General features: G+C 43.1%; 18 protein-coding genes and 1 pseudogene. 14 read left to right on the top strand and 5 right to left on the bottom strand.

Annotated features, from left to right (window positions below; all coding sequences use genetic code 11):
* Positions 1–433: 433 nt before the first annotated feature.
* The 4 genes from AAY47_RS17590 to cml all read left to right on the top strand — a co-directional run bounded on the left by AAY47_RS17590 (position 434) and on the right by cml (position 4,167).
* Positions 434–655 carry a type II toxin-antitoxin system Phd/YefM family antitoxin gene (locus AAY47_RS17590; RefSeq protein ID WP_047771543.1) on the top strand — a complete coding sequence of 74 codons (222 nt, stop codon included), beginning with the start codon at positions 434–436 and terminating at the stop codon, positions 653–655.
* Positions 652–1,050, top strand: a complete 399-nt coding sequence (locus AAY47_RS17585) for a type II toxin-antitoxin system death-on-curing family toxin (RefSeq protein ID WP_047771542.1) — start codon at positions 652–654, stop codon at positions 1,048–1,050. The genes AAY47_RS17590 and AAY47_RS17585 overlap by 4 nt, the downstream gene beginning before the upstream one ends.
* A 411-nt stretch (positions 1,051–1,461) precedes the next feature.
* On the top strand, positions 1,462–2,604 hold the full coding sequence (locus AAY47_RS17580) for a Fic family protein (RefSeq protein WP_047771541.1): 1,143 nt from the start codon (positions 1,462–1,464) through the stop codon (positions 2,602–2,604).
* 348 nt (positions 2,605–2,952) lie between these two features.
* Entirely contained in the window at positions 2,953–4,167 is a 1,215-nt protein-coding gene (cml, locus tag AAY47_RS17575; RefSeq protein ID WP_047771539.1) for a CmlA/FloR family chloramphenicol efflux MFS transporter, read from the top strand.
* A 226-nt stretch (positions 4,168–4,393) separates the two neighbouring features.
* On the opposite strand, the gene AAY47_RS17570 is transcribed toward cml, so the two are convergent.
* Together AAY47_RS17570 and AAY47_RS17565 are read right to left on the bottom strand one after the other, a co-directional pair.
* Positions 4,394–5,422, bottom strand: a complete 1,029-nt coding sequence (locus AAY47_RS17570) for a TPM domain-containing protein (protein ID WP_047771537.1) — start codon at positions 5,420–5,422, stop codon at positions 4,394–4,396.
* A 115-nt stretch (positions 5,423–5,537) separates the two neighbouring features.
* Positions 5,538–6,950, bottom strand: a complete 1,413-nt coding sequence (locus AAY47_RS17565; RefSeq protein ID WP_047771535.1) for an MFS transporter — start codon at positions 6,948–6,950, stop codon at positions 5,538–5,540.
* 94 nt (positions 6,951–7,044) lie between these two features.
* Here AAY47_RS17565 and AAY47_RS17560 point away from each other — a divergent pair, with 94 nt between their 5' ends.
* Positions 7,045–7,704, top strand: a complete 660-nt coding sequence (locus AAY47_RS17560; protein ID WP_047771534.1) for a helix-turn-helix transcriptional regulator — start codon at positions 7,045–7,047, stop codon at positions 7,702–7,704.
* 93 nt (positions 7,705–7,797) lie between these two features.
* On the opposite strand, the gene AAY47_RS17555 is transcribed toward AAY47_RS17560, so the two are convergent.
* Positions 7,798–9,447, bottom strand: coding sequence for an LTA synthase family protein (locus tag AAY47_RS17555; protein ID WP_047771531.1), 1,650 nt, complete (start codon positions 9,445–9,447; stop codon positions 7,798–7,800).
* A gap of 391 nt (positions 9,448–9,838) precedes the next feature.
* On the opposite strand from AAY47_RS17555, the gene AAY47_RS17545 reads away from it, so the two are divergent.
* On the top strand, positions 9,839–11,911 hold the full coding sequence (locus AAY47_RS17545) for a plasmid pRiA4b ORF-3 family protein (RefSeq protein WP_047771528.1): 2,073 nt from the start codon (positions 9,839–9,841) through the stop codon (positions 11,909–11,911).
* Between the two features lie 88 nt (positions 11,912–11,999).
* Here the strand turns inward: AAY47_RS17545 and AAY47_RS21855 are convergent.
* Positions 12,000–12,163, bottom strand: a pseudogene (locus AAY47_RS21855) (hypothetical protein); the annotation flags it as partial.
* Positions 12,164–12,278: 115 nt separating this feature from the next.
* On the opposite strand from AAY47_RS21855, the gene fdhD reads away from it, so the two are divergent.
* The 4 genes from fdhD to AAY47_RS17520 all read left to right on the top strand — a co-directional run bounded on the left by fdhD (position 12,279) and on the right by AAY47_RS17520 (position 16,766).
* A complete protein-coding gene (gene fdhD / locus AAY47_RS17535) occupies positions 12,279–13,124 on the top strand; it encodes a formate dehydrogenase accessory sulfurtransferase FdhD (RefSeq protein ID WP_047771526.1) in 846 nt (281 codons plus the stop codon).
* Positions 13,125–13,377: 253 nt separating this feature from the next.
* Complete coding sequence (locus tag AAY47_RS17530; protein ID WP_047771524.1) at positions 13,378–14,103, top strand: Slam-dependent surface lipoprotein; 726 nt, start codon at positions 13,378–13,380, stop codon at positions 14,101–14,103.
* Between the two features lie 286 nt (positions 14,104–14,389).
* Complete coding sequence (locus AAY47_RS17525) at positions 14,390–15,109, top strand: Slam-dependent surface lipoprotein (RefSeq protein ID WP_047771523.1); 720 nt, start codon at positions 14,390–14,392, stop codon at positions 15,107–15,109.
* A 148-nt stretch (positions 15,110–15,257) separates the two neighbouring features.
* Positions 15,258–16,766 (top strand): porin family protein, encoded by a 1,509-nt coding sequence (locus tag AAY47_RS17520; RefSeq protein WP_152669836.1) that lies wholly within the window; start codon positions 15,258–15,260, stop codon positions 16,764–16,766.
* Here the strand turns inward: AAY47_RS17520 and AAY47_RS17515 are convergent.
* A complete protein-coding gene (locus tag AAY47_RS17515; protein ID WP_047771522.1) occupies positions 16,763–17,527 on the bottom strand; it encodes a hypothetical protein in 765 nt (254 codons plus the stop codon). The genes AAY47_RS17520 and AAY47_RS17515 overlap by 4 nt on opposite strands.
* A 568-nt stretch (positions 17,528–18,095) precedes the next feature.
* Here AAY47_RS17515 and AAY47_RS17510 point away from each other — a divergent pair.
* The 4 genes from AAY47_RS17510 (at position 18,096) to AAY47_RS17495 (ending at position 24,218) form a co-directional block, all read left to right on the top strand.
* Entirely contained in the window at positions 18,096–18,836 is a 741-nt protein-coding gene (locus AAY47_RS17510; protein ID WP_047771520.1) for a Slam-dependent surface lipoprotein, read from the top strand.
* A 92-nt stretch (positions 18,837–18,928) separates the two neighbouring features.
* Positions 18,929–20,404, top strand: a complete 1,476-nt coding sequence (locus AAY47_RS17505; RefSeq protein ID WP_047771518.1) for a porin family protein — start codon at positions 18,929–18,931, stop codon at positions 20,402–20,404.
* 17 nt (positions 20,405–20,421) lie between these two features.
* Positions 20,422–23,376: a TonB-dependent receptor domain-containing protein gene (locus tag AAY47_RS17500; RefSeq protein WP_047771516.1), complete on the top strand. Its 2,955-nt coding sequence runs from the start codon at positions 20,422–20,424 to the stop codon at positions 23,374–23,376.
* Between the two features lie 20 nt (positions 23,377–23,396).
* Positions 23,397–24,218, top strand: coding sequence for a TonB family protein (locus tag AAY47_RS17495; RefSeq protein WP_047771514.1), 822 nt, complete (start codon positions 23,397–23,399; stop codon positions 24,216–24,218).
* Positions 24,219–24,444: the final 226 nt, after the last annotated feature.

The following is a 24,444-nucleotide window of genomic DNA, read 5'->3' as shown; positions in this document are numbered from 1 at the left end:
AGCTGGCTTTTTTACTATGAGAGCATTGCAGAGCGAATCACAGTAGCGCATGATTGGCGTGTACCCAAAGGTGTACCCATAACACATTTAGAAAACCATTTTGGGTACACCTCCTACTTTTTACATTGAGAATTTCACAATGCCTAAACTCACCGATAAAGAGATCAGGGCATGGATAAAATCTGGCGAAATACGCGTGATGAAAACAGAACGCTAATAGTGAAAATAAATTTTTTGATCCAAAACGTGGTGGCGTGATCAAAATGAACCCATCTCAGACACAAAATCATATCTGTGTAGCTTAGAATGCGATTGGTTGCGTTATATGAGGATGTAAAAAGTCGCACTTAAAGGTAATCCGTATCGAGAACCCTATTGTTGAATAAACACACAAAACATGTACAATTCATATGTACATTTTTGGAGATATATTATGCGTACATACACCTCAACCCAAGCACGAGCCAATATTTCAGAAGTGTTGGATGCTGCTACCCACGGCGAACCAGTTGAAATTACTCGTCGAGACGGCAGCTCAGCAGTCGTTATCAGTAAAGCAGAATTCGAGGCATACCAGAATGCCAAACTGGATGCAGAGTTTGATTATATTATGCAGCGTCACGGGCATACGGTAGAGGCACTGACAAACCGATGATATGGGTCAGTGCGCAGGAAGTTATCGCTTTTCATGACCGTATATTGCAACGGCTTCCGGGCGTTACCGGAATGCCCGATTCTGGCAGAGCGGAAGCGCTCATCTATCGGGTGCAAAACCGTACCCACTATGAAGGTGTAACAGACATTTTTGAACTTGCAGCCACCTACTGTGTTGCTATCGCTCGTGGCCATATTTTCAATGATGGTAATAAGCGCACCGCATTTTTTGTTACCATGACCTTTCTCTACCGTAACGGTATTAAGATCCGTGATAACGACAATACATTGGAAAACTTAACGGTAGAGGCTGCCACGGGTGAGAAGACCGTTGAGCAGTTGGCGCAACATCTGCGCGAATTGGTGGACTATGCTGAGCCAAGCTGTAAGACATAATCACAACTTACTTTTTATGAGAATGAGTGAACACCTCGGTTTGCCGTGTACCCAAGGGTGTACCCCTAGAAAATATTGAATAACACCAATCCAGCATTCATACGGGCTTAAGCCCTCTACTCAATGAATAGATTCAAACGCTTCATAACATTTTAGAGAAAATCATAAAGCCAGCATGTACATGTTATAGCTGGTTTTTTTACTATCAGGGCATTACAGAGTGAATCACAGTAGCGCATGTATTAGCGTGTACCGATTTTTTGAGATAGCAGCATAGCTATATTTGAGATCTTCATAACCTTGCTTTTGAGATAATAGTGAGTCACTATTGTTCATAACGCACCATAAATAATCAATTTTTTTCTTTATTTTCGAGATATTGAAAACATGATTTTTGAGATAACTTAAGATATGGCTACATTTAATCACTTTGAACTCAAATTATTAAATCCTAGTTTTGATTCTGCTCTTGTCGATATCATAACTGAACTAGAATTATTGAGGCATTTGCGCCTAGAAATTGATGTGCATCCATCACTTTTTAGTCAATTAAAAGAGATCTTTCATATGCTTGAAAGTCTTGGTTCAGCCAGAATTGAAGGCAACCATACAACCCTTGCTGACTATGTTGAAAGTAAAATTGCAGGAACTCAGAGCCAAGATGACCAGTTGAAAGAAATTGAAAATATTGAAAAAGCAATGAGTTTTATAGATGGGCATTTTAAAAGTGGTGAGGATATAACAGAGCATTTTATAAGAGGGTTACATTCGCTTGCTGTTAATAACTTACAACGCGAAGGAGACAAAACACCTGGTCAATATCGTCATTATGGTGTGAGCATTGGACAATCAGAGCACCTTCCCCCCGATAGTATACAAGTGCCTAGCTATATGAATGAATTAACCTCTTTCATTAACCGTGCAGACAACCCTAAATACGATTTAATGAAGATAGCTCTTGCCCATCATCGCTTTGGCTGGATTCACCCTTTCGGAAACGGAAACGGTCGGACGGTAAGATTGTTAACTTACGCATTACTTATCAAGTATGGATTTAACGTTCAAGTTGGCGGTAGAGTTCTCAACCCTACAGCAGTGTTTTGCAACGATAGAAACAAATATTATGAAATGTTATCGAAAGCAGATCTTGGAACTAATGAAGGACTTGAAGAATGGTGTATTTATGTATTAGGTGGTATTTCTACCGAGCTAAAAAAGGTTGATCAGCTAACTAATCTACAATTTTTGAGTCAGAAAATTTTATTTCCAGCAATAACCTTTGCTTTAGAAAAAGGTGTGCTAAGCGATATTGAAGCAAAAATACTGAGAAAAGCGGTTACAACGGGCATCATTAAGGCAGGAGACTTGAAAGAGGTTTTACCTGAACTGAAGCCAGCGCAAATAACATACCAAATATCTAAACTAGTAGAACAGAAATTATTAGAGCCAATATCAGATAACGCCAGAAGCTACACAATTGATATATCTCATTCATATCTGATAAGAGGTGTAATTCAATCATTGAGAAATGAAGGGTTCGTTCCTAGCTTATAGCTACCAATACCCTATCAATATTAAGCTTGGCAAAAGGGCGGGGACAACGCGAATGGCTAAAAGGAGTAGCTAATAAAGCAAGCGTAGCTTATTTGCTCCATGTCTTAGAAAAAATGAACAATTATCTATAAAGTACCATCCGTAATTTAAGGCGCCTTGCATCTCAGCATGGAGATGTTTACGGTACGAATTCACTACAGGATAACCTACATATGAGTATTCTCAACGAGCACAGAGCAGAGAGATAAGCCGCAGCAACCATAGTTTTTTTCGGTTGTTGCGGCGTCCTCAAGAACCTCTCAATTCTATGAGCACGCCGCCAATTCCTTAACTTTAGGAGATGGATTCGTGCACTCAAAAGATTTTTCCTGGCAATATTCTCTTACCGCCACAATATTATTGTTATCACCATTCGATTTACTGGCATCACTGGGTATGGATATGTATCTGCCCGTCGTTCCTCTCATGGCCGATGTACTTAATGCCGGAACAGGGACGATCCAGCTAACATTGACTGTATACCTGATTCTGTTAGGAGCTGGTCAGCTTTTATTTGGCCCACTGTCAGATCGGTTCGGTCGCCGTCCTGTTTTACTCAGCGGTGGGATTGCTTACACAGTTGCTTCATTCGGCCTTGCCATAACTTCATCACCAGAAGTTTTTTTGGGCTTCCGGGTTATTCAAGCCTGTGGGGCTTCGGCATGTCTCGTAGCCATGTTTGCGGCTGTACGCGACATCTATTCGGGCCGTAAAGAAATCAACGTCATCTATGGCTTGCTCGGTTCTATGCTTGCTATAGTTCCGGCAGTAGGTCCTTTGCTCGGAGCGCTGATTGACACTTGGCTGGGGTGGTGCGCAATCTTTGGTTTATTAGGATGTGCAATGGTAGTTGCTGTTATTGCAGCCTGGAAATTCTGTCCAGAAACCCGGCGGCAAGGGACGGCAAGCTTACAGTGGTCGCAGCTACTTCTTCCTGTGAGACACCTGCATTTCTGGCTGTACACGCTCTGCCACAGCGCAGGGATGGGTAGCTTTTTCGTCTTTCTTTCAACGGCCCCTTGGGTAATGATGAGCCGACAAGGATTATCACAAATTACTTTCAGCTTGCTATTTGCAACTGTGGCTATCGCAATGATGGTGACTGCGCGAAGTGTGGGAAGTTTGATTACCCGATGGGGAATCCTAAATACGTTACGGGCGGGAATGTACTGCCTGATGGCAGGAGCACTATTGCTGGCTGTTGGGGAAATACTCATACCTAATTCGGTATTGGGCTTCATTGCCCCAATGTGGCTTGTCGGTGTTGGTATCTCTATTGCGGTTTCTGTGGCCCCTAATGGCGCACTTCAAGGTTTCGATCATATAGCAGGAACGGTTACAGCAGTCTACTTCTGCTTAGGGGGCTTACTGTTAGGAGGGATTGGAACGCTCACTATTACACTTTTATCCAACGCTACTACCTGGCCAATTATCGCTTATTGCCTGATCCTGGCAATAGCTGTGATTTGTCTGTCCTGCTTTAATCCCGGCAGACACCATATTAGCAGTGAAGAGCATGACTAACGCTATTGTTTGGGGCCATATCTGAAAAACCGCGACACGAATTACTTCTTTCTGAAGATTCGTGTCGCGGATTATTCTAAAATAGACTATCTGTAATTTCCACTTGGTATTTTTATTAATCCGCCCGCAATATTTAATTCTGGGTAATCAGTTATATTCCCAAAATACAAAATAATTCAATTTCATTATTATTAATAACAATGAATTTATTGATATTAAAAAACAATTACCAATCGCCTGAAGCTCCACCACCGCTACTGCCGCCACCACCACCGGAAAAATTATCATCATCGTTACGATCAGAACTACAGCCACCAAACAAGCCACCAAAAAGGCTGCCGAATAGGCTTTTCAATAATGACACCACGGACGAGATCAGAAAAAATACCAGAATCACGGGTAACAGGATAATAAGCAGATAAAACTCTGCCGGAATGGTAGAAAATAACCCAATAAAGTTCAGTACATAGGTTCCTACAGCGATAGTCAGGGCACTCTTGAGAAAACGCTTAAACCAATGCCCTGTGCGAAAAACTTTTAGTGGCAGTAAGATTATACTCACCAACCAAAAACCCAGTAGCATAAAGATGTCTTTACCGGATATCTTGTTGAATGCGCCATCGCCTTCTTCAAAAGCCTGAACAATCTTCGCCGTTTCTTTCTGTGCTTCCGCTTGTTCGGATTTTTTCAGCCATGTACCAATTGAATCAATTGCCTTGCTAATCCCCTGATAATAATCATCTTCTTTGAAAGCCGGTTTCACATTCTGCAACAAAATGAGTGTAACCTTGCCATCGGATAATTTACGATCTAAACCCGAGCCAACTGCAATACGCATTTTATGGTCATCAGAAGCGATCACAAACAAGATGCCATCATTGCGTTCTTTACTACCTAACTTCCATTTATCAAATACACGGGAAGTAAATTCCTCAACAGTATCACTTCCCGTCGTCGGGATAATCAGGACTGCCATCTGTACTTTTTCTTCCGATTGCAGTTTTTTCAGTTGGCGGGTCAGGCCCTGACGCTCTTCTTTCGTTAGAACTTTAGATATATCTGTCACACGCTTGCTTAATGCAGGAATATCAACAGTTGTTGTTTCTTGTTTTATCTCTCTGGCTGATACGTTGCCCATCCCGATGAGCAATAAAAACAGTATAAAAAATTGTTTCATTATCAATGAATAACTGCGTTTTGGCTCTATCATTCGGGTACGACAACCATCCTTCGGCATAGGGGAAATAACTAACATCAAATATCCTTAGCTCTTATTTATGGAATCAATCATCACTATTATATGAATATCCTCCATTGCACATCATGAAAAAAACGGCATTATTTTTTCGATAATGCCGTTGATAATAAATTTATTCCCCGACTTTAATTTTTGCTGATTTATACGCGGTCAATAATGCCAATACGGGTGCGATAGAGAAGAGCAGAAATAACCAATAGGAAGCAGCAGCAGCGCCCTCCACACCACCGGGCTGATAAAAGCCGAATAAATTGACGGTCATTCCTCCCAATGCAGAACCAAAAGCAGAGGCAAATAACTGTATAGTAGTAATGGATGAACCGGCGATGTTTTTATCCGCATCACGGGAAGCCTGTAAAATGAGAGTCAAAAGATGAGGCCAGCCGAATCCAACCCCGAAGCCAAATACCCCCAATCCCAGGATTATCGGTAGTATAATCTGCCACTCCCCTGCCGACTGAGATGGCAACAACACAAGCAACACCAACATGCCAACCAACATAAAGACTGGACCACTGACAATTGCAAACCGCATCTTTGTCCCTTGCCAGCTAGCACTGAGCATTTCTCCTATAGTCCAACCCATTGCCGCAGAAGCAACCATGTAACCAGAAGCCAAAGGGGATTGCCCATGCAGAATTTGCAAAAAATAGGGAATAAAAACATCCCCCGATAAACCCACTATCAATAGAAATAGGGTAGTGAATAAAACCAAATGAGGAGAACGTAAACTTAGGGAATTTTCAGGCAATAACCTGACTGAGGTTCGGCGCTCATAGATGATCAATAAAAAGATTAAGATTACAGCCGCAACAATGCCGAAAATGTTGAACCGAATATCCGGTGACAAACTGCCTGAAGAAACCGCCAGTACCGCCGCTGACAATAGGATCAATTGCACAATGGGCAATGCTGTTTTGGTTTTATTCTGTGCCTCTGTTTTAGGTAAAATAAGGTAGGTAAATACGGCATAACATAGAGTAATGGGAAGCATAATGCCAAATGCGTAACGCCACGCATCCATTTCAGCAAAAACACCGCCAATGGCTGGCCCGATTAAAGTCGCTATTCCCCACATCCCCGAAACCAACGCTATAGCTCGCGGCCAAAGTGATTGAGCAAATACAAGATTAATCATCAAATAGGAAAGGGCAAACAAAAATCCCCCGCCCAGGCCCTGAATAGTTCTGCCAACCAGCATCACGTCCATTGTCGGTGCAAGAGTACAGAGTAAGCTGCCGATAAAAAAAACCAGTGATGCAACCAGATAAGCATTTCTTGCGCCCAAGACACTCAACAATCTCGCAGAAAGAACGGAACCAATAATCGATGCCACGACAAACAATGTCGTATTCCAGGCATAGAGGTTCAATCCGCCAATATCATTGACGACAGAAGGCAGAATAGTAATCGCAATTAAGGTATTCATTGCCATCAATACCACGCCCAGTGAAAGTGCTATCGCACTTGGCGCATTTTTGCTGGAAAACAGATCCCTCCAGCGGCTTTCCTCAGTCATTATCATAATTTTTGCCCTGAACACAGGTTGAGTTGTGAAAAGTCTTACGCTAAATTAAACAAGATAAATCTTGGAATAAATTAATGTCGGGATCAACAATATGTCAAGCGGTGACTTGGAAAATAGCACAATCGTAGGGCAAACCGTGAGTGATAAGCTATTAATGCTGTTAAAAACTCAAGGTGCCTTACAAGCCTCTGATGCCGGCAAATTATTGGGAACAACTGGAGAAGCCGCCCGTCAACAATTTGTGAAAATGGCTAAAGAGGGATTAGTTGAAGCAAAATCAGAAACAAGAGGGGTTGGGCGTCCAGTACAGCTCTGGCATATCACAGAGAAAGGCCATGCCAAATTTCCTGATGCTCACGCAGAGTTAACAACCCAACTGATCTCGATTATCCGTAATCAGTTGGGTGAAGATGCGATGGATTTGATTATCAGCGCCCGTGAAAAAGAGGCTTTTTCCAACTATAAAAAGGCGATGGAGGGTGCGACTGGATTACAGGAGAAGGTTGAGCGTCTGGTTTCGATTCGCTGTCGAGAAGGTTATATGGCTCATTATTCTGTTGAGGAAAATGGCGCTATTTTGTTTTTTGAAAACCATTGTCCAATTTGTGCCGCCGCCAAATTGTGTCAGGGCTTTTGTCGGACAGAGCTGAAACTGTTTCGGGAGATCCTGCAAGCCAATGTGGAAAGAACCGAATATATCCTTAGTGGCCACCGACGCTGTGTTTATCGCATCACCGCCGTCCATTCTTAATAAACGGAGGCTTCACGAATAGCGCCCATATCGTCGCAGTATATCGATAACACATCCCTTCTGTCAGCGACATCACCGACAGAAGGGATAACATTATTCCTTACCTGCTACTTCCAACTGCTGGTAAATATAATGCTTATAACTCTCTACCAGTGCACTATCCTGACAATCATTCAAAGCACCATGACATAAATGACGCATGATCATATTTGCTTGGTAAAACGCGGGCGCTGGCAAACGGGCACGCTCCAGAATGATTCCGCCGAGGAAGGAGATATCCGTCAGTTTACCCGTTGTTATTGACGCTCCCTGTTTCAGGTTATCCCGCAACGTAAACTGAGTCACATGTGCTGGATCAGGTAGCGGAGAAGTATAGTGCTCAAAATTGATGTTTGGTTGATGATCACCAAAATAGAGGAAAACGGTAGGCTTGTCGCGCTTGGCAACGAATTCACTGAAATCCCTGATGGCAGGATCAGAGGCCACGATTTTTTCCATGTAATGGCTAAACTTACCTGTCGCTGTTGCAGAGTCAACGTTGCCAGCCAAGCCATAATCATCATGATGGCTCTCTTCATAAGGACCATGTTCATACATGGTGAGAGAGAAAATAAAAATCGGCTTGTCTGTTTCCTTAGCCAGGAGGGTTTTCACATAAGACAACATATCTTGTGTCGGGATTTTCCACAAATTCTCATCCATGTCAGCGGGATAGCCTAACTCCTGTGGTTGGATAATGCGATCAACACCCAGTGTCTTGTAAGCATGTCCCGCATGGTAAGCAGACTTATTAAACGGTGTCAGAACAACCGTGTAATAGCCGTTATCTTTCATTGCACGGAACAGGCTGTTTTTCAGGTGATCAACGACAAAATAAAACACCGCATTTTTACGTGAACCAAAATCATCCGTATTCAATCCGGTTAAAACGGAGAATTCAGATAACCAGGTTCCGCCACCGAAGGTTTGTACCCTGAGTGGACTTTGGGCACTGACGCCTGCATCACGCCGGAACATGTAAAGATCGGGCAACTGCACATTGGCAGGTAATTGGTAAATATGGGGATTGACAGTAGACTCTTGCAGCAATACAACCACATCGGGTTTCACCTCTGACTGAGGTTCAGGCAACGTCACCTGTTTCGCCTGTTGCAAGAAATAATCAGCAGATGAGCCAAATTTCGGTGGCTGATATTGCGCATCCGAGGCAGACATCACCATATTGGTCACCGTTCCCCGCCCCTTCGGTAGTTCCCCTTGCCATTGAGCATGATAGGCACTAACTGTGAGATTGATACCCCAGGCACTCACGACCATCAAAACGATACTGGCGAAGCGCCATTTGATCCCACGCGCAGAAGGGACTATTTTCCAGCTCAATATTATGTTGAATATCAACCAGATAAGCATAGCCACTACAGCGATCCCTGCCAGCCAATAGTGGCGCAAAGTCTCCTGATTTGATGGATCTAACATCACATTCAAATCAGAAAACATCAATTGTTCTTTGTAGTAATGGATTTTTATCTGGTTGAGGAATTTTAGGATGATAAATAAAGTGCCAGTGAACACTGCCGAAAATAACCAGCGCGCTGAAACTAAAAAAGCCAGGCCAAAGAGGATGCCGAATACGCCGACAGACACCAGTGCAGGATAAATATCGCCACCTTTCTCCAACACTAATATCAAGGAAGCAATCAACAACACTCCAAGATAAATCCTCGAGATTATCTTCTTTTTCATACTCTATCGAATTCCACACATGAGTTCAGTTTGCCAACCCGATGAAAAATAGCACAGATTGTCAAAGATACTATAAATAAAATGGTGACTGCTCCCGCTCTATCGGGCAAGGCTGCGGCTTGTGCGACAAATGTCTTGCTGAGAATGACCAGGAAGCTCATCCAATGCCATCTCCAGCGGAGAATGGCATTGCCAGACCCTATCGATTTCAAGTTACAGACCCCAAAGCAGCAACCCGGAAATAACAGAGATAAATTTCAACACAAACTTACTGCCTTCACAAAAATTCAGGTTAGACTATTGAATAATCGCAAAGGGGAATGGTGGATATGACAGCGTGATAACCAGCACTCTTCTTGGTTGAAATATCGATATATTGAAGAGGTTGATAATGAAATTAACACCTGAAAAATTGCTATCTGCAATAGAAAAATATGCCCATACTCCCGAGAAACAGCGCACCTTAACGCCAAAGCAGATACGGTGGTTTTCCGATCCAGAAAACGTCTTCTTGTTGATTAGCCTGGTGCTAGCGCTGCCTAAGGAAGCGATGACGGAGATAGGGGATAGCATTAACCATTGGCTTGAAGTTGCCATCGCAGAACTTGCATTAACAGCAAATAAATTGCCGGCTGAGGCCAAACAGCAGCTTGAAGAAGTTATTGAACAAATTTTGGTTTATACCAAAGAAAAATTCGAGATTAATAGTGAATGCGTATTATTATGTGTATCAATCCTGAAAAGAAATCAGTTTCATATCAAAACTGACATCACTGGGCTACTGGATGCCCCTCAATATCCTGATAACACCAACATAGCGACTTTCCCTAAAAAATCCTTAAACTTAAATCAACTGTTTAAACAGTTTGAAATTCATTCTGGCATTGAATTTATTGACTTTTTTGAAAGCGGGCTTTCCGTCGTGCCCCATGAAGCCTTACCTCATCTATTGTCGGAAGTCGCCAAGCATTCATGGGGTATAGATGCCCTGCTATTACTCACCCAATACTTTGAAGAACCCATTGCTCTTGCCTGTGTGCAAGCATTGGACGATTGCCCTTCCTCTGCATGGGAAAATTTATCCTACCTGCAACTTGTCAATCTGTGTGCACGGTTTAACCGCCATCCAGCCATTCACACCTGTTTTAAGCGCTGGAAAAAAAAGGCGATGTCGCACCACAAGAAGGCGCGGGAAACAGCGAAGATACACGAATTATATGTTACTCACGTTGATGGAAATGACTGTGCCAGCATGATGATGACAATCACACTGGATGGTCACGAATATCAAACGAATATGATGCTGGATTTTAAATCTGGTATCCGCGAGAGCTTACTGAATATTGCCCCTGAGAGTACAATCCCCGAACTGATTGAAGAGTTGGGCAATAATGAAGCTTATGTTGACTATACTCCGGTCTCCCCTGACTGGCTGCAACAGATTTTACCGTGGATACTTTCAGTTCAACAAAATAAAAACACACCGCTCGATCTCACCTCACTTTATTGGTTGTCCCAACTTCCCGTCGAATGGACACAGCCAGAAGCATTTGAACTTGAACACTGGAGCCAGCAGTTCGATTACCAGGTTAATCCGAAACGACAGGATCAACATCGCCTTGGCATCACCATGGGTTCATCATTAATACTGTCTTGGCTGGCACCGGAAGAATGCTTGTTGAAGGCGAAAAAACCCAGGGATTTATTGAAGCTCTATTATTATGCAAACCGCGAGCTGTTTATTGGACGCCTGACTTATTCCGCTGCAATCGAACAATACAGATTGCCACCACAAGCGCCATATCTGGTAGAGCAATATTTAGATTTGGCTTATGCCCTGAGAGACCCTGCGTTAAATCGCAAGAGATTTGCTTTATTTGATATGTTGGCTGAACTCAGTTTTGAATATTTCTACATGGAGCAAGAAGAAGAGATTGAACCGCAAGGTTTGGTTCTCAAAGTGAGTTTATTTGATGCAACGCCAGCCATATGGCGCCGGATCCGTGTCAGCAATCAGCTCACACTCAGTGAATTTCATGATGTGATACAAACCGCCATGGGTTGGGAAAATGCTCATCTATTCAGTTTTGGTTTTGCAGGAATCGACATTCCAGAAGAACATTATGACCAAATGCGCATCGGTGCATTTCTGGAGGAAGTTGGGGATGAATTCAACTACCAATATGACTTTGGCGATGATTGGTTCCATCAAATAACAGTAGAGAAAGTTCTGCCAAAAGATATTATCCAGCCGGAGGTGACCGCAGGTAATGGCATGTGTCCGGCAGAAGATTCTGGTGGCATTTGGAATTGGAACTATTTACTCAAATTGAGAAAAAAGAAACACCTGACTGAAGATGAAGCAGAACAATTAGAGCTTGTGGGATTATCCCCGAATGAATCACTCGAGCCTTTTGATAAACAGCAGGTTAATAAGAAGCTCAAGGCATTTATCAATCACTAAAAGTCACTAAACCGGAGGAGAAAACGGCCTCCGGTTTCCTTCACCTTGCAGAGAACGGCGATACCAACGTGGATGGGGCAGGTTTTTTTTCACGTTTGGCAAAATCATTTTCATCCGGTTCATAGTGCCATGTCGTTTTATCGTACTTGCGATTTTCAGCATCATAGCCTCGAACAGCCCATCCCCGAACGAGAAATCTTCCCGCATAATCAGGCTGGTATTGGTGTAATCCTCGGCATACTCACGGTTAATAACACACCGCCTAACAGGAATGCCGTGGGTGTATTTGCTTCTTATCAGGACACGGACTGGTAATATATTATCCACACAAACAGCATTATGAATCAAACTACTGGGGAATTCATTGATGAAAAATAAAAGGCCGGAAAATGAGTTAACTATGGAGAAAATCAATGGTGTTTCTCGCACCAATGTACAACAAAAAAATGCCAAACAAAGCGCCCCATTGGGCAGTCCAACGCCGGATTGGGTCGCTGAGGAAGTACCTGTTGCATTGATTTACAACGGTATTTCCCATGTCGTGATGATGACCAGCCCGAAAGATCTCGATCATTTTGCTATCGGGTTTTCCTTGTCAGAAGGGATCATCACGTCTCCACAGGAAATTCGGGGGATTGATTCGATAGTTAACTGCCACGGCGGCATTGAACTACATATTGAGCTTTCCAGCCGCCGTTTTGCGGGATTAAAAGAGCGCCGACGCAATATGGCCGGGAGAACAGGTTGCGGTATTTGTGGCACAGAACAACTCGCAGAGATCTTTCGCCCAATGACACCTCTGCCTTTCACCCAAACGTTTTCACTCTCTTACCTTGATATTGCACTTGCCCAATTACCGCATGTTCAGGAAATCGGCGCACTCACTGGTTGTACCCATGCGGCGGGTTGGATTGACCCAGAGGGCAAATTACTTGGTGGCTGCGAAGATGTTGGGCGCCATGTTGCACTGGATAAGTTGCTGGGAATGCGGGCAAAAACAGGCTGGCAACAAGGCGCTGTGTTGGTCTCCAGCCGTGCCAGTTATGAGATGGTGCAAAAATCAGCTAACTGCGGGGTCGAAATTTTATTTGCCGTTTCTGCCGCAACCTCACTCGCCATTGAGGTCGCACAGGAATGTAATCTGACGTTGATCGGATTTTGCAAACCAGGAAGAGGGACAGTGTATACCCATCCTCAACGGTTAGTGATTTAATTTAAGTAATGAAACAATCCGAAATTCATTCCACTATAAAAAATAAAATTAATTTCAATAAGTTGATTTTAAAATTTCGCAAGCAATGAAGAATAACAAACAATAAACATAATAATAACTTGTTATTTACAGCGCCATTTATCCAGCATACCTTTTATTTGCTGTGCATTTTTTGCGCATATTTTTCACACAAAAAGTTCAGGACGTTCTGATGACAGGATAATCAAATATTCAATACTCTGCGAGGTTTCCCATGAAAAAGGTCAATATATTAATCGCTATATTAAGTGTTCTCGGATTTACGACTACACAGGTTCAGGCAAAAGTTGGGTATGGTATCAGCCAGCAAGAAACCGACCCACATCTTATAATCGGAGAGGTAAACGGTGAACCTGCCCTGGGCGTCACGGTGGATGTAGCGATACTAGGAGGCCAATTATTTCCTGCCTCCGTACTGAAAAAGAAGGCCACGCTCGATAACAATGGCATCTATCACGTTGCATTCAATGGTAAAACATACAAAATAGAGAACCAATATATCGATATCGGTCAGGTTCCCAATACAGAAGTTTACTTTGGCGAATGGGCACAAAAAACACCCGATAAATCAGATGTTACTCATACTGCTTTTTACGCAGGCAAAGATGTGACAACCAATCTGCCAACGGGTGGCTCTGCAACCTATACGGTAAAAGGCCTAAGCCAGTATAGCGGCAAGAATCTCCTCTCCGGCAAACTCGTCGCAAACTTCGGGACCAAAAAATTGAATGGTTCACTGAGCAATAACTCACTCAATATTGGTATCAATGCCAATATCAATGGCAATGGCGGCTTTTCAGGTAAAGCCACAGCCAACGGTAGTACTAATGGAGTGACTGATGGAAAATTCTTCGGTAATTCCGCCTCCGCTCTGGCAGGGTATGCCAAATTTGATAGCGACAGAAACAAAGATACGGCTTTCGGCGGTGCTAAAGATTAATGATTAATTCCCCAAAAAACAGTGTCATTCAGGCACTGTTTTTTTCTTCATCTTTTTTACTACTCTTACCTTTTATTTCAAAGTATTAGATTCTGATTTACGTAAAACTTAATTTGCGCAATCAATGAATCTCAACAAACACAAAACATAATAATAACTTATCATTTACACCACTATTTATCCAGTATACATTTTATTCTCTGTATGTTTTTTGCGCAGAACTTCAAAAGTTATGGACTCTCTTATAACAGGATAACAAGACATTCAACACGCTGTGAGGCTACTTATGAAAAAGGTCAATATAGTAATCGCCATATTAGGCGTTCTCGGATTTACTACTACACAGGTTCAGGCAAAAGTTGGGTATGGTATAAGCCAGCAAGAAACCGACCCACATCTTGTAATCGGAGAGGAACATGGTGAACCTGCCCTGGGCATCACGTTGCCTACACTAAAAGGCGGATTATTTCCTGCCTCCGCACTGAAAAAGCGCGCCACGCTCGATAATAATGGCATCTATCATTACGAAGTGACTCAGGCAGCATGTGGTGCTGAGGATCAGTATGTCGATATCGGTCAGGTTCCCAATACAGAAGTTTACTTTGGCGAATGGGCACAAAAAACACCCGATAAATCAGATGTTACTCATACTGTTTTTTACGCAGGCAAAGATGTGACAACCAATCTGCCAACGGGTGGCTCTGCAACCTATACGGTAAAAGGCCTAAGCCAGTATAGCGGCAAGAATCTCCTCTCCGGCAAACTCGTCGCAAACTTCGGGACCAAAAAATTGAATGGTTCACTGAGCAATAACTCACTCAATATTGGTATCAATGCCAATATCAATGGCAATGGCGGCTTTTCAGGTAAAGCCACAGCCAACGGTAGTACTAATGGAGTGACTGATGGAAAATTCTTCGGTAATTCCGCCTCCGCTCTGGCAGGGTATGCCAAATTTGATAGCGACAGAAACAAAGATACGGCTTTCGCCGGTGCTAAAGATTAATGATTAATTCCCCAGAAAACAGTGTCATCTAGGCACTGTTTTCCTTTTCATCTTCTTTACCCTATTTATTTTCAAATTGTTTATTTCAAGCTGTTTATTTCAAACTTTTTATTTCAAATAAATAGGGATCTTATAAAGCGGGTTTGCTATGTCTGATCAAAAAAAAGTGATTGAAAAGAGAATATTTCCAATATTACTCATATTATTAATATTCATTCTGAACTCATTTCTCTCCCCAGCAGTTTGTGCCAATGAGGATATTAACCACAAAATTTGGCAAGAAACACGATATCATCAACAACACACCCAACAGAGAAATGAAGCCAGTTTAATTATACCAAACGCTATCTCTACAAAAGAGGTCACCTCATTGCCCGTCATTCCAGGACAAGAACTTAAGGGTGCAAATAATCTTAAGAAGATCAGTCAAGCGCTGTACCTTGCCATTAATTATCAGCAATGGCAAGACGTCAGACGTCTTATGCTGATTTATCAAAAAATTCCCGGGTATGATCCGTTTCTCATTGATTTTGCCCAGGGCGGCTTGGCTCGTATTGAAGGGAATTTAGCGCTTGCTACCTCTTATTATCAAAAAATCCTACGTCAAAAACCGAATTTTACCCGCATTAAACTGGAACTGGCTCGTCTTTATTTTGAAGATCACAAAAACCAAGAATCCGCGCAATTATTTAAAGAAATCAGTGAACAATATCAGTTACCAGAAATGGTATTGAAGAATATCGATAGTTATCTGGCGGCAGTAACCCAAAGAAATGGCTGGAACGGTTCGTTTTCATTAGGCTATATCTATGACGATAATATTAATATGTCACCAAACCAAAAACCGATCTGCCTGTTTTACAAAGAGGGAACGTGCGTCGTTGAACGGAAAGTGCCTAAGCCTATCAAAGCATGGGGGGGAACTTACAACGCAACCTTAAACCGACGTTACCAACTTGCCGGCCATCACGGCGTTTTTGGCCGTGGTCTGATATATGGTGAAAATTATCGCAATGACCATGACGAAAATAAAAATATGTTCCAGCTGTTCAGTGGCTACAGTTATAAAAGCAAAAAACAGGATTTCTCCTTTGGCCCTCTGTTTGAATATCAACAGTATGCAGAAAATACCGGATACCATGCCATCGGCGCTAAAATGGAATGGCAGTGGGCAGTCAGTGAAGATACCACTCTCTATGCTGAACTTGGACATAAAAAATTAAGTTACAAACCGCGTTACAGTGAGAACGATAGCGAACTTTCCTCAGCCTATCTCAGCCTGTCTCACGCCATCAGTGAAAAATTAATTCTGTTTGGTGGTGGCAACTGGAGCTATCAGCATAATCGACAACCAACATCTCGTTATCAACAATGGGGAGTCAATGCGGGAATAGCAGGACAAATCTATCCCCATATTAATGGCTCGCTGTTTGTCACACTGAGGCAACAACGCTTCGGCGCTTACAGCCCGTTATTAGGTGCCAGACGTCAAGATAATGAGCAGATCTATACTGCTGCCATTAAATTCCCTGCTGCGAAGATATTGGGAATGACCCCTTCTTTAACTTTCCGCCATCGCCACAATCACAGTAATGTCAACTGGCTATACAGTTATGATAAAAACGAAGTACAGATACAGTTAGAGAAATATTTTTAATCCAGACTGTGGTACATCCACAAATTAGGCTCAATGTAATAAGCCATCTGCTTTTCAACATCTACCACTAATGGCACCAGGCCACCTGGAATGACGTATTCCCCGCTTTGCGGAAACTTCATGCCTGTCCATTCCTGCCACTGATCCAAAGTGCCGTAAATATCCATGGAGCGCAGGGCAGGTTTGATGATTTTGGCACCTAATCGGCAATGGGTACGGACCCACGGATCAAACGGTTCACCTTTGTCATTTTTCCACCCGCAATATTCGATGAAGTCTTGCAGGGGATATTGGCTTTTCAGACTCGGCCTGACAGGCACAACCAGCCCCTGCAACCGCTCATCTCTGGCAGTCTGTTTCAAGCTGTTAATCAATAAAGCCGGAATATTTTGCCCCCGAAACGCAGGATCAACCGTCACACTCAGGGCAGAAACCAGATTGGCTTGCACCTTTCCTTTAGCTCTCCCACCCGCATCAAATACCGCATCCCATCCTTCATCAGGTAATTGATCTAACGAATGATTTTCCCAAGGAAAAGGAATTGAGTTCAGTAAGCCAATAAGACGCTCTTCTTTTCCCTGTTGCAGAATGGCAAATTTTTGAAAGTGACTGAAACCAGGCTCATATAATTTATGCCAGTGTTGTTCAGCGACTGCATCATAATTCATAAACAGAGGCCAATTGTTATCAATAAGCTCCTCTACCTCATCACCAAGATCTGTTCTTTCTTCAGCAGACTGAATAATGATTTTTGCTTCCATAATGCATCTCCAATTAGGCTTTTTTCAGCCAGATAGATATATGAAAACTGATATACCCTTTATTCTTTTAGATAGCAGCTTCCTGCTACGCAGAAAATAAAGATATGAGTAAACATTTATTTGCTTGGTTCTTTGCGCTCAAATTTCACCATAACTCATTATTTTCCACAACAGGAGATGAATATTTCCCCCTATAAAATACATGCATTAACTTTATTTAATGATATGAGCAATAAAACAACCCCCATCAATTTAATTACATTAGAAACTTTTTTAATGCTAATTATATTGTTAATAACAAAATAACCTCAGTGAATAAAATCTACCAACCTCACATTTTCAAAAAAAAAGCAGATAGATCAAACCTTACCCAAAATGCAAAAAAATAAAATAAAAATCAATAAAATAAAAAAAGATATTGACTAATAAACCCTATCATTAGTGAAACAAATAATAATAATTATCATTTACATTATCATTTGAACAGTGTACGTTTTTCTCGCGCAATAGATCAGGCCGTTTTTAAGATTGGGTAACGAGGGATCCCCCACTCCGAACGAGGATAATGATGAAAAAGTTAAACGTATTAATCGCCGCTTTAGGCACATTGGGATTGATGGCACAGGCTCAGGCAGAAGTTGGTTTTGGGCAGAGCCAGCAAGCAACTACACCACACATTAAGGTTGGCAAAACTCAGCCAAGTTTAGGGCCACACGGTGGCAAAGGCGATGAGCCTGGTATTGGTGTTAGTTCCGTTTATGGCGGCCAAATCACAGGCTTTGCTGGCTTGACTCGCATGGCTCCTGCTGACAGCAATGGTATTCACAATATCTCAATGGCGGGTGCACCAGGCTCTCACGGCGGGATGGGTGTATTCCATTTCAGTAAAGTTGCTAATGCGGATGTTTATTTTGGTGAATGGTCTCAAACCGGTAAAGCCGGGGATAGTACCCATACCGTTTACTATGCAGGCAAGGATATCACCACCAATATTCCAACCGACGGTACAGCAACTTACACGATAACAGGTATTAACCAGTACAGTGGTGACAATGCTCTGGCCGGTACATTTACCGCAGACTTCGGTGAGAAAACGCTGGTCGGTTCCATGGAAAATACCGCAATGACAATAAATATTGATGCGGATATTTATGATGATGCCAGTTTTGAGGGTGATGCCAAGAGCGGTACTCTTGATGGGATAACTCAAGGTCACTTCTTTGGTGATAGTGCTTCCAGCATTGCGGGATATACCACATTTGCTGATGACAATTCCAAAAATACCGCTTTCGGTGGTTCTAAACAGTAATCGTTAATTTTTCAGAGAACAGTGCCATTTTTGGCCTGTTCTCTGTTTTTATTTTATTCCTAATAACGTGAGCTTTGTGATCTGGTTTCCCGATGTCTGACAATAAAATTACGCCAATATTATCAACGGCACTGGTGGCGCTATGCCTCTCCCTACCCGTTTATGCCGATGAAGATACTCCACGAACAATCTGGCAAGAAGCACAGCATAATCAACAGGAAAATGAAACCAACCTGATTACGCCAGATCCTATTTTTGTTGAAAATAATGCTTCACTGATTGTTATTAATGGGCAAACGTTTCAGGTCGAAAACAATATTAATGATATCGGCCAAGCGCTATTCCTGGCTATTAATCATCAACAATGGTCAGATGTCAGACGCTTTCTGGCGGCTTATCAAAAATTGCCGGAACATGATGTTATGTTGGTCAATTTTGCTCAGGGTGGGCTGGCACGTTTTGAGGGAGATTTAGATCTCGCTGCTTATCATTATCAACAAGTTCTGAATCAACAGCCCGATTTTCCCCGTATCGAACTGGAACTGGCCCGCGTCTATTTTGAGGATCATAAAAATCGGGAAGCCGAGCAACTGTTTAGTGGATTATATAAAGCACAAAAGCTACCCGAAGTCGTATTGAAAAATATTAACAGCTATCTGGAAGCGATAGATCTGAGAAACGGTTGGCGCGGCTCTTTCTCAGCCGGTTACGCTTATAATGATAATGTGAATATGTCTCCTGATCAGGAAACTCCCCATTACGATTTTGATCTCATAAATCAAAGACGCTATAAAATGCAGGTGCCAAAGCCCATCAAAGCATGGGGTATGTCTTATGACGCAACATTAAGTCGGCGCTATCAACTTAGCGGCCATCACGGCATTTTCGGCCGTGGCCTGATTTACGGCGAAAACTATCGTGATTACCACGCTGAGAACGAAAATACTTTTCAGCTGGTTAGCGGATACAGCTATAAAAGCAAAAGTCACGATTTCTCTTTTGGTTCCTTATTTGAATATAAACAACGAGCAGGTGAACCCTATTACCGTGCGGCAGGCGCCAAAACAGAATGGCGATGGGCGTTCACGGCCAAAACAGCCATGAAGGTTGAATTAGAGCACAAACAGCTACGTCATCAGCCAAGTTTCCGCCGGAAAGATGGCAGCCTTACCACAGCCTACTTCACGCTGTTCCATTCCATTAGCAAAGACGTTGTCCTGTTTGGCGGCGGCGATTGGGTTTACCGCGACAACGACCTGTATGCCGTGGATCGCTACCAGCAATGGGGAATTCGGACAGGGATTGCCGGACAGATCTATCCCGGAATCAACGGCTCACTGTTCGCCACACTGAAAAAACGTCATTTTGGCGCTTACAGCCCGATGTTGAATGCCACACGGCAAGATAATGAGCAGATTTACAGCGCTGTCATTAAAGTGCCCGCCGCTGAAATATGGAGCATGACACCTTCTTTCACTTTCCGCCATCGACGCAATCACAGCAATGTGAGTTGGATGTACAGCTATAACAAAAACGAAGTGCTGATCAGGCTGGAAAAATATTTTTAATCAAAATGGAGGCATCAATGGCATACCGAGTTAGAACCCAGTTCACCCCCATCACAATTGCATTGTCACTGGCATTGTCACTGGCTGCCCCCCCCCTGTTTGCCGAATCCAAACCTACGGGCACCACCTCAAACAGCAAGACGGATCTGGGCAAGATCCGTGTCACGGATAACAGCGCTAAAGATGAAGAAGGTTACGATGCAGTCTATGACAAGGATATCGCCAATATATATATTGGCAAAGAACAGATAGAGCGCTACAAGGGTGCTTCTCCCGCCGATTTAATTAAAGGTGCTGTCGGTGTATATAGCGGTGATGCCCGCAATAGTGGTGCTCTGGATATCAATATCCGTGGCGTTCAGGGACAGGGGCGAATTCCCGTCACCATTGATGGTACAGAACAGGCGATTACCGTCGGGCGTGGTTATAATGGCGCCAATAACCGTAATTACATCGATCCAAACCTAATCAGTAGCATTGAAATCGAAAAAGGCCCTTCTCTGAACCGTAGAGTTAAAGGATCTATCGGTGGTGCAGTATCCATCAAAACATTGACCATTGATGATGTAGTGCCGAAAGGAGAAACTTTCGGCATCAATACTAAGCTGGAAACCAGTAGTAACTCAGTGAGAGAGCGTACACCGTCCCTACCATTGGGGCAGGACTACCGCGATATTCCTGATTTTATCCAAAATAAGATTGAAACCGATCCAGAGTTGCAGATTACGCCTCATTCATCGAAAGACAATAAACTGTTTGGCTTCAAAGATAATGCCTTCCGTCTCGCATTAGGAACACGGCAGGAATATTTTGACCTAATGCTGGCCTATGCATACCGTCGTCAGGGTAACTATTTTGCCGGAAAAGGTGGCGCCCATCGCTATGATGAACCCATTACGGAAAACGACAGGGAACTCATGAAGAATGTCAGGACAACGCTGGACCCCTATCTGCCTTTTGCTGCTCGTATCTATCGTCCCGGTAATGAAGTTCCCAACACTTCCAGTGAAATGCGTTCTGTATTAATTAAAAACAGTTGGCGTTTCACCCATAATCAAACATTACTATTAGGCTTTCGCAATACGCGCATGGAGTTCGGCGATATTATGCCTTCACGCCTGGGCTGGATTAAGCCCGAAGAAAATAAAGTTCCTCAATGGCCATTAGCGAAAGTTCATCAGCAAGCAGCCAACCTGAGCTATAAATGGCAGCCTGAGAATAACCCCTATATCGACTTCGACATGAACTTATGGACAACTCGCACCACCAGCAATACCAACACCGCCGGAGGATATCCGCGCTCCCCTGTCGACAGAGACTGGCGTTGGGAAGATGGTATTGGCCGCAGAAACGCCAATATCGATGGCACATTGATCAATACCGCTCTCACCCATTCTCAAAACAATCGTTGGGGTGTCGATATTTCCAATAAATTTACCCTACACCCGAGCTTAGAGTTGACCTTAATGGGGAATTTCCAACGGGAACGCCTCGATTCCAATGATAATTATAATTCAACTAACCTATATTTCTTCCAGTCACCGGCACGGAAAGGACAACGTCAGGAAATCAACCTCGCCTTTAACTTTAACTGGCAGCCCGCTTCATGGCTGGAGTTGAATGCTGGAGCCAAACGTGTTTCTTATTGGTCCCAAGACGATTTGCTTAATGAACGGCGTGTCGTAAGAGATAACAATTATCAGAAACAACGGGAAACCATTGGCCATGAAATGAGTTATTACCAAACACCGACAGTCGAAGAATCTGAGTATCTCAAGAAAAGATTGCATGGAAAATTGAGCCGAAAAGAACGCAAGGAATTGACTAATAAATTAAAAGAAATAGGTTTATCAACTAACCCTATTCTTGATCGTGATGGGCAACAACAACGCTATATGGTTCTAAAAAAATTCACTTGGAAATACGATCCTAGCAATGGCAAGCTCAGTAAAAGCGGTAACCCCTATTTCAATGGCCAATTAAACATGAATGAAAAGGTTATTGATCCAATAAGCGGCAAAGAAGTCTATAAATATGAATACGATGCGGGAGCTGACGCTAATGGCGTACCTGGCCCTGATGTTAACGATCCCTGGGAACCTGCTCCAAAACGTAAGGATCACGCTTGGGCACCCACTTTCTCTGCTACAGCCTATGTCACTGACGATTTCCGTATCTACGCCCGCTATGCCGAAGCGGTAAGAATGCCCAGTATTTTTGAAGATACCATCGGTTTTTCAGGCTCTAAAACCAACCAAATAGGTTATAAGTTCAAGCCTGAGCGTGCCAAAACTGCGGAAGTCGGCTTAGTCTACGATTTCAGCCAATTAGTCGACGCTGAACGCCATGCCGATATCAAACTTTCCTATTACAACACCCTCATTGAGAATGTGTTCGACAGGGACACTACCTATAAATTCTCTCAATTGGACAAACAGAAACTGGCAGGTTTGGAACTCCAGACACGTTATGACAACGGTGGCTTCTTTGCCGAGATGGGGTTGGTTTACAACATGAAAAATAAGGTATGTGACAGTAACTCGGCCATGAGACTGGATTCCCAGAATCGTTATGGCATACCTGAATGTATTGACGGCGGTTTCCCTGGCGGTTTTTTACGCACCTCTATCCAGCCTAAATACTCAGCTAACCTGTCCGTCGGCGGCCGCCTGTTTGATGAAAAACTGGAGCTAGGCAGCCGAATGCTCTATCACAGCAAAGCTGAAAACAAAGATGAAAAATGGCTGATGAGTGCCTTGCCCGATATTTATGAGGGGCAATCCAATAACCCAATGCGCTGGAATCCGGTGTTTACGGTTGATGCCTATATCAGCTATCAAATCACTCCGGCTATCTCCGTAGAGTTGACCGGCACAAACCTCACCAACCGCTATTATCTCGATCCGCTAACGCGTTCGATGATTCCAGCACCGGGCAGAACCTTTAAACTCAGCCTGACCAGCCAGTTTTAGAGACTTGATTCGAGGATCGTATGACCAACACAGCCATATTAGACAATCCAGCCATCTGTTTTCCACTGATGCCCAGAAGGAGAGTGCTGGGTGGTATCCTGATCGCTATTTTATTGCATACCAGTCTGATATGGCTGTTTAACCGACATGCTTCATATGATGATGACACGGCACCTCATATCAACAATAACGCTTCTACTATGGGGCTATCTATAACGATGGTTGCCGCCCCATTGTGGGAAAACAAGCCGGAGCCTGTTTCTCCTCCCTCCCCACTTTTGACGGCACCGGAATCATCAACAAAACCGGAACTCGTACTGGATAAAGCCATTCACCCTGAAAATAAGATAGCAAAACCGCCAGAAGCCGATAAACCTAAGAAACGCCAAAAGCAGCAGAAAGAAAAACCGCAAAAAGTGGCAGCAAAGAAACCCACCCAATCACCGCAGGTACAGAAAGACAATCAGACAGAGCAGGCAACGCACGGTAGCGATCAGGTTAATTCAGAAGGCAGTATGAGCCGCGCGGCAACATCAAAACCTTTGGTGGGGCAAGGAAATAGCGAAGTGGACAATTACTATGCAAGACTGCGGCAAGAAATTGAACGCCATAAACGCTATCCCCGCAAAGCAAAGAGAATGAAACAACAAGGTATAGTCACAGTTAACTTTACCCTGCTGGATGACGGCACATTAACCGCTGCCAAAGTAGTGAATTCCTCCGGCAATAGCACACTGGATAATGCCGCCCTCGATGCTATCAATCATGCCAATTCAGTTGGCTCCATACCAGCGGGTATAGAGCCTAATGTCATGCTGACACTTGATTTTACATTGAGGTAAATTCAACAAGGCCACTAAAATAAGTTTTTAAAATCGTAGATCATGACTAAATAAATTATTAAACCTATCACTTTCTCAAAGTTAAACAACATAATGAAATTTTTAAAAAATATAAAGCAATTCACCATAACTCAAAGAAAAATAATTTTTTTATTTTAACTCCCCTTGGATTCGCATGATAAGTGCAATTTCTGAAAAAGGCGGTCAGTTGCTATAGTAGGCATCT

The organism is Xenorhabdus griffiniae (assembly GCF_001028135.1).
Classification (GTDB): Bacteria; Pseudomonadota; Gammaproteobacteria; order Enterobacterales; family Enterobacteriaceae; genus Xenorhabdus; species Xenorhabdus bakwenae.
Note: the sequence above shows the minus strand (reverse complement) of the source record. Positions and strands in the feature narration are given on the sequence as shown.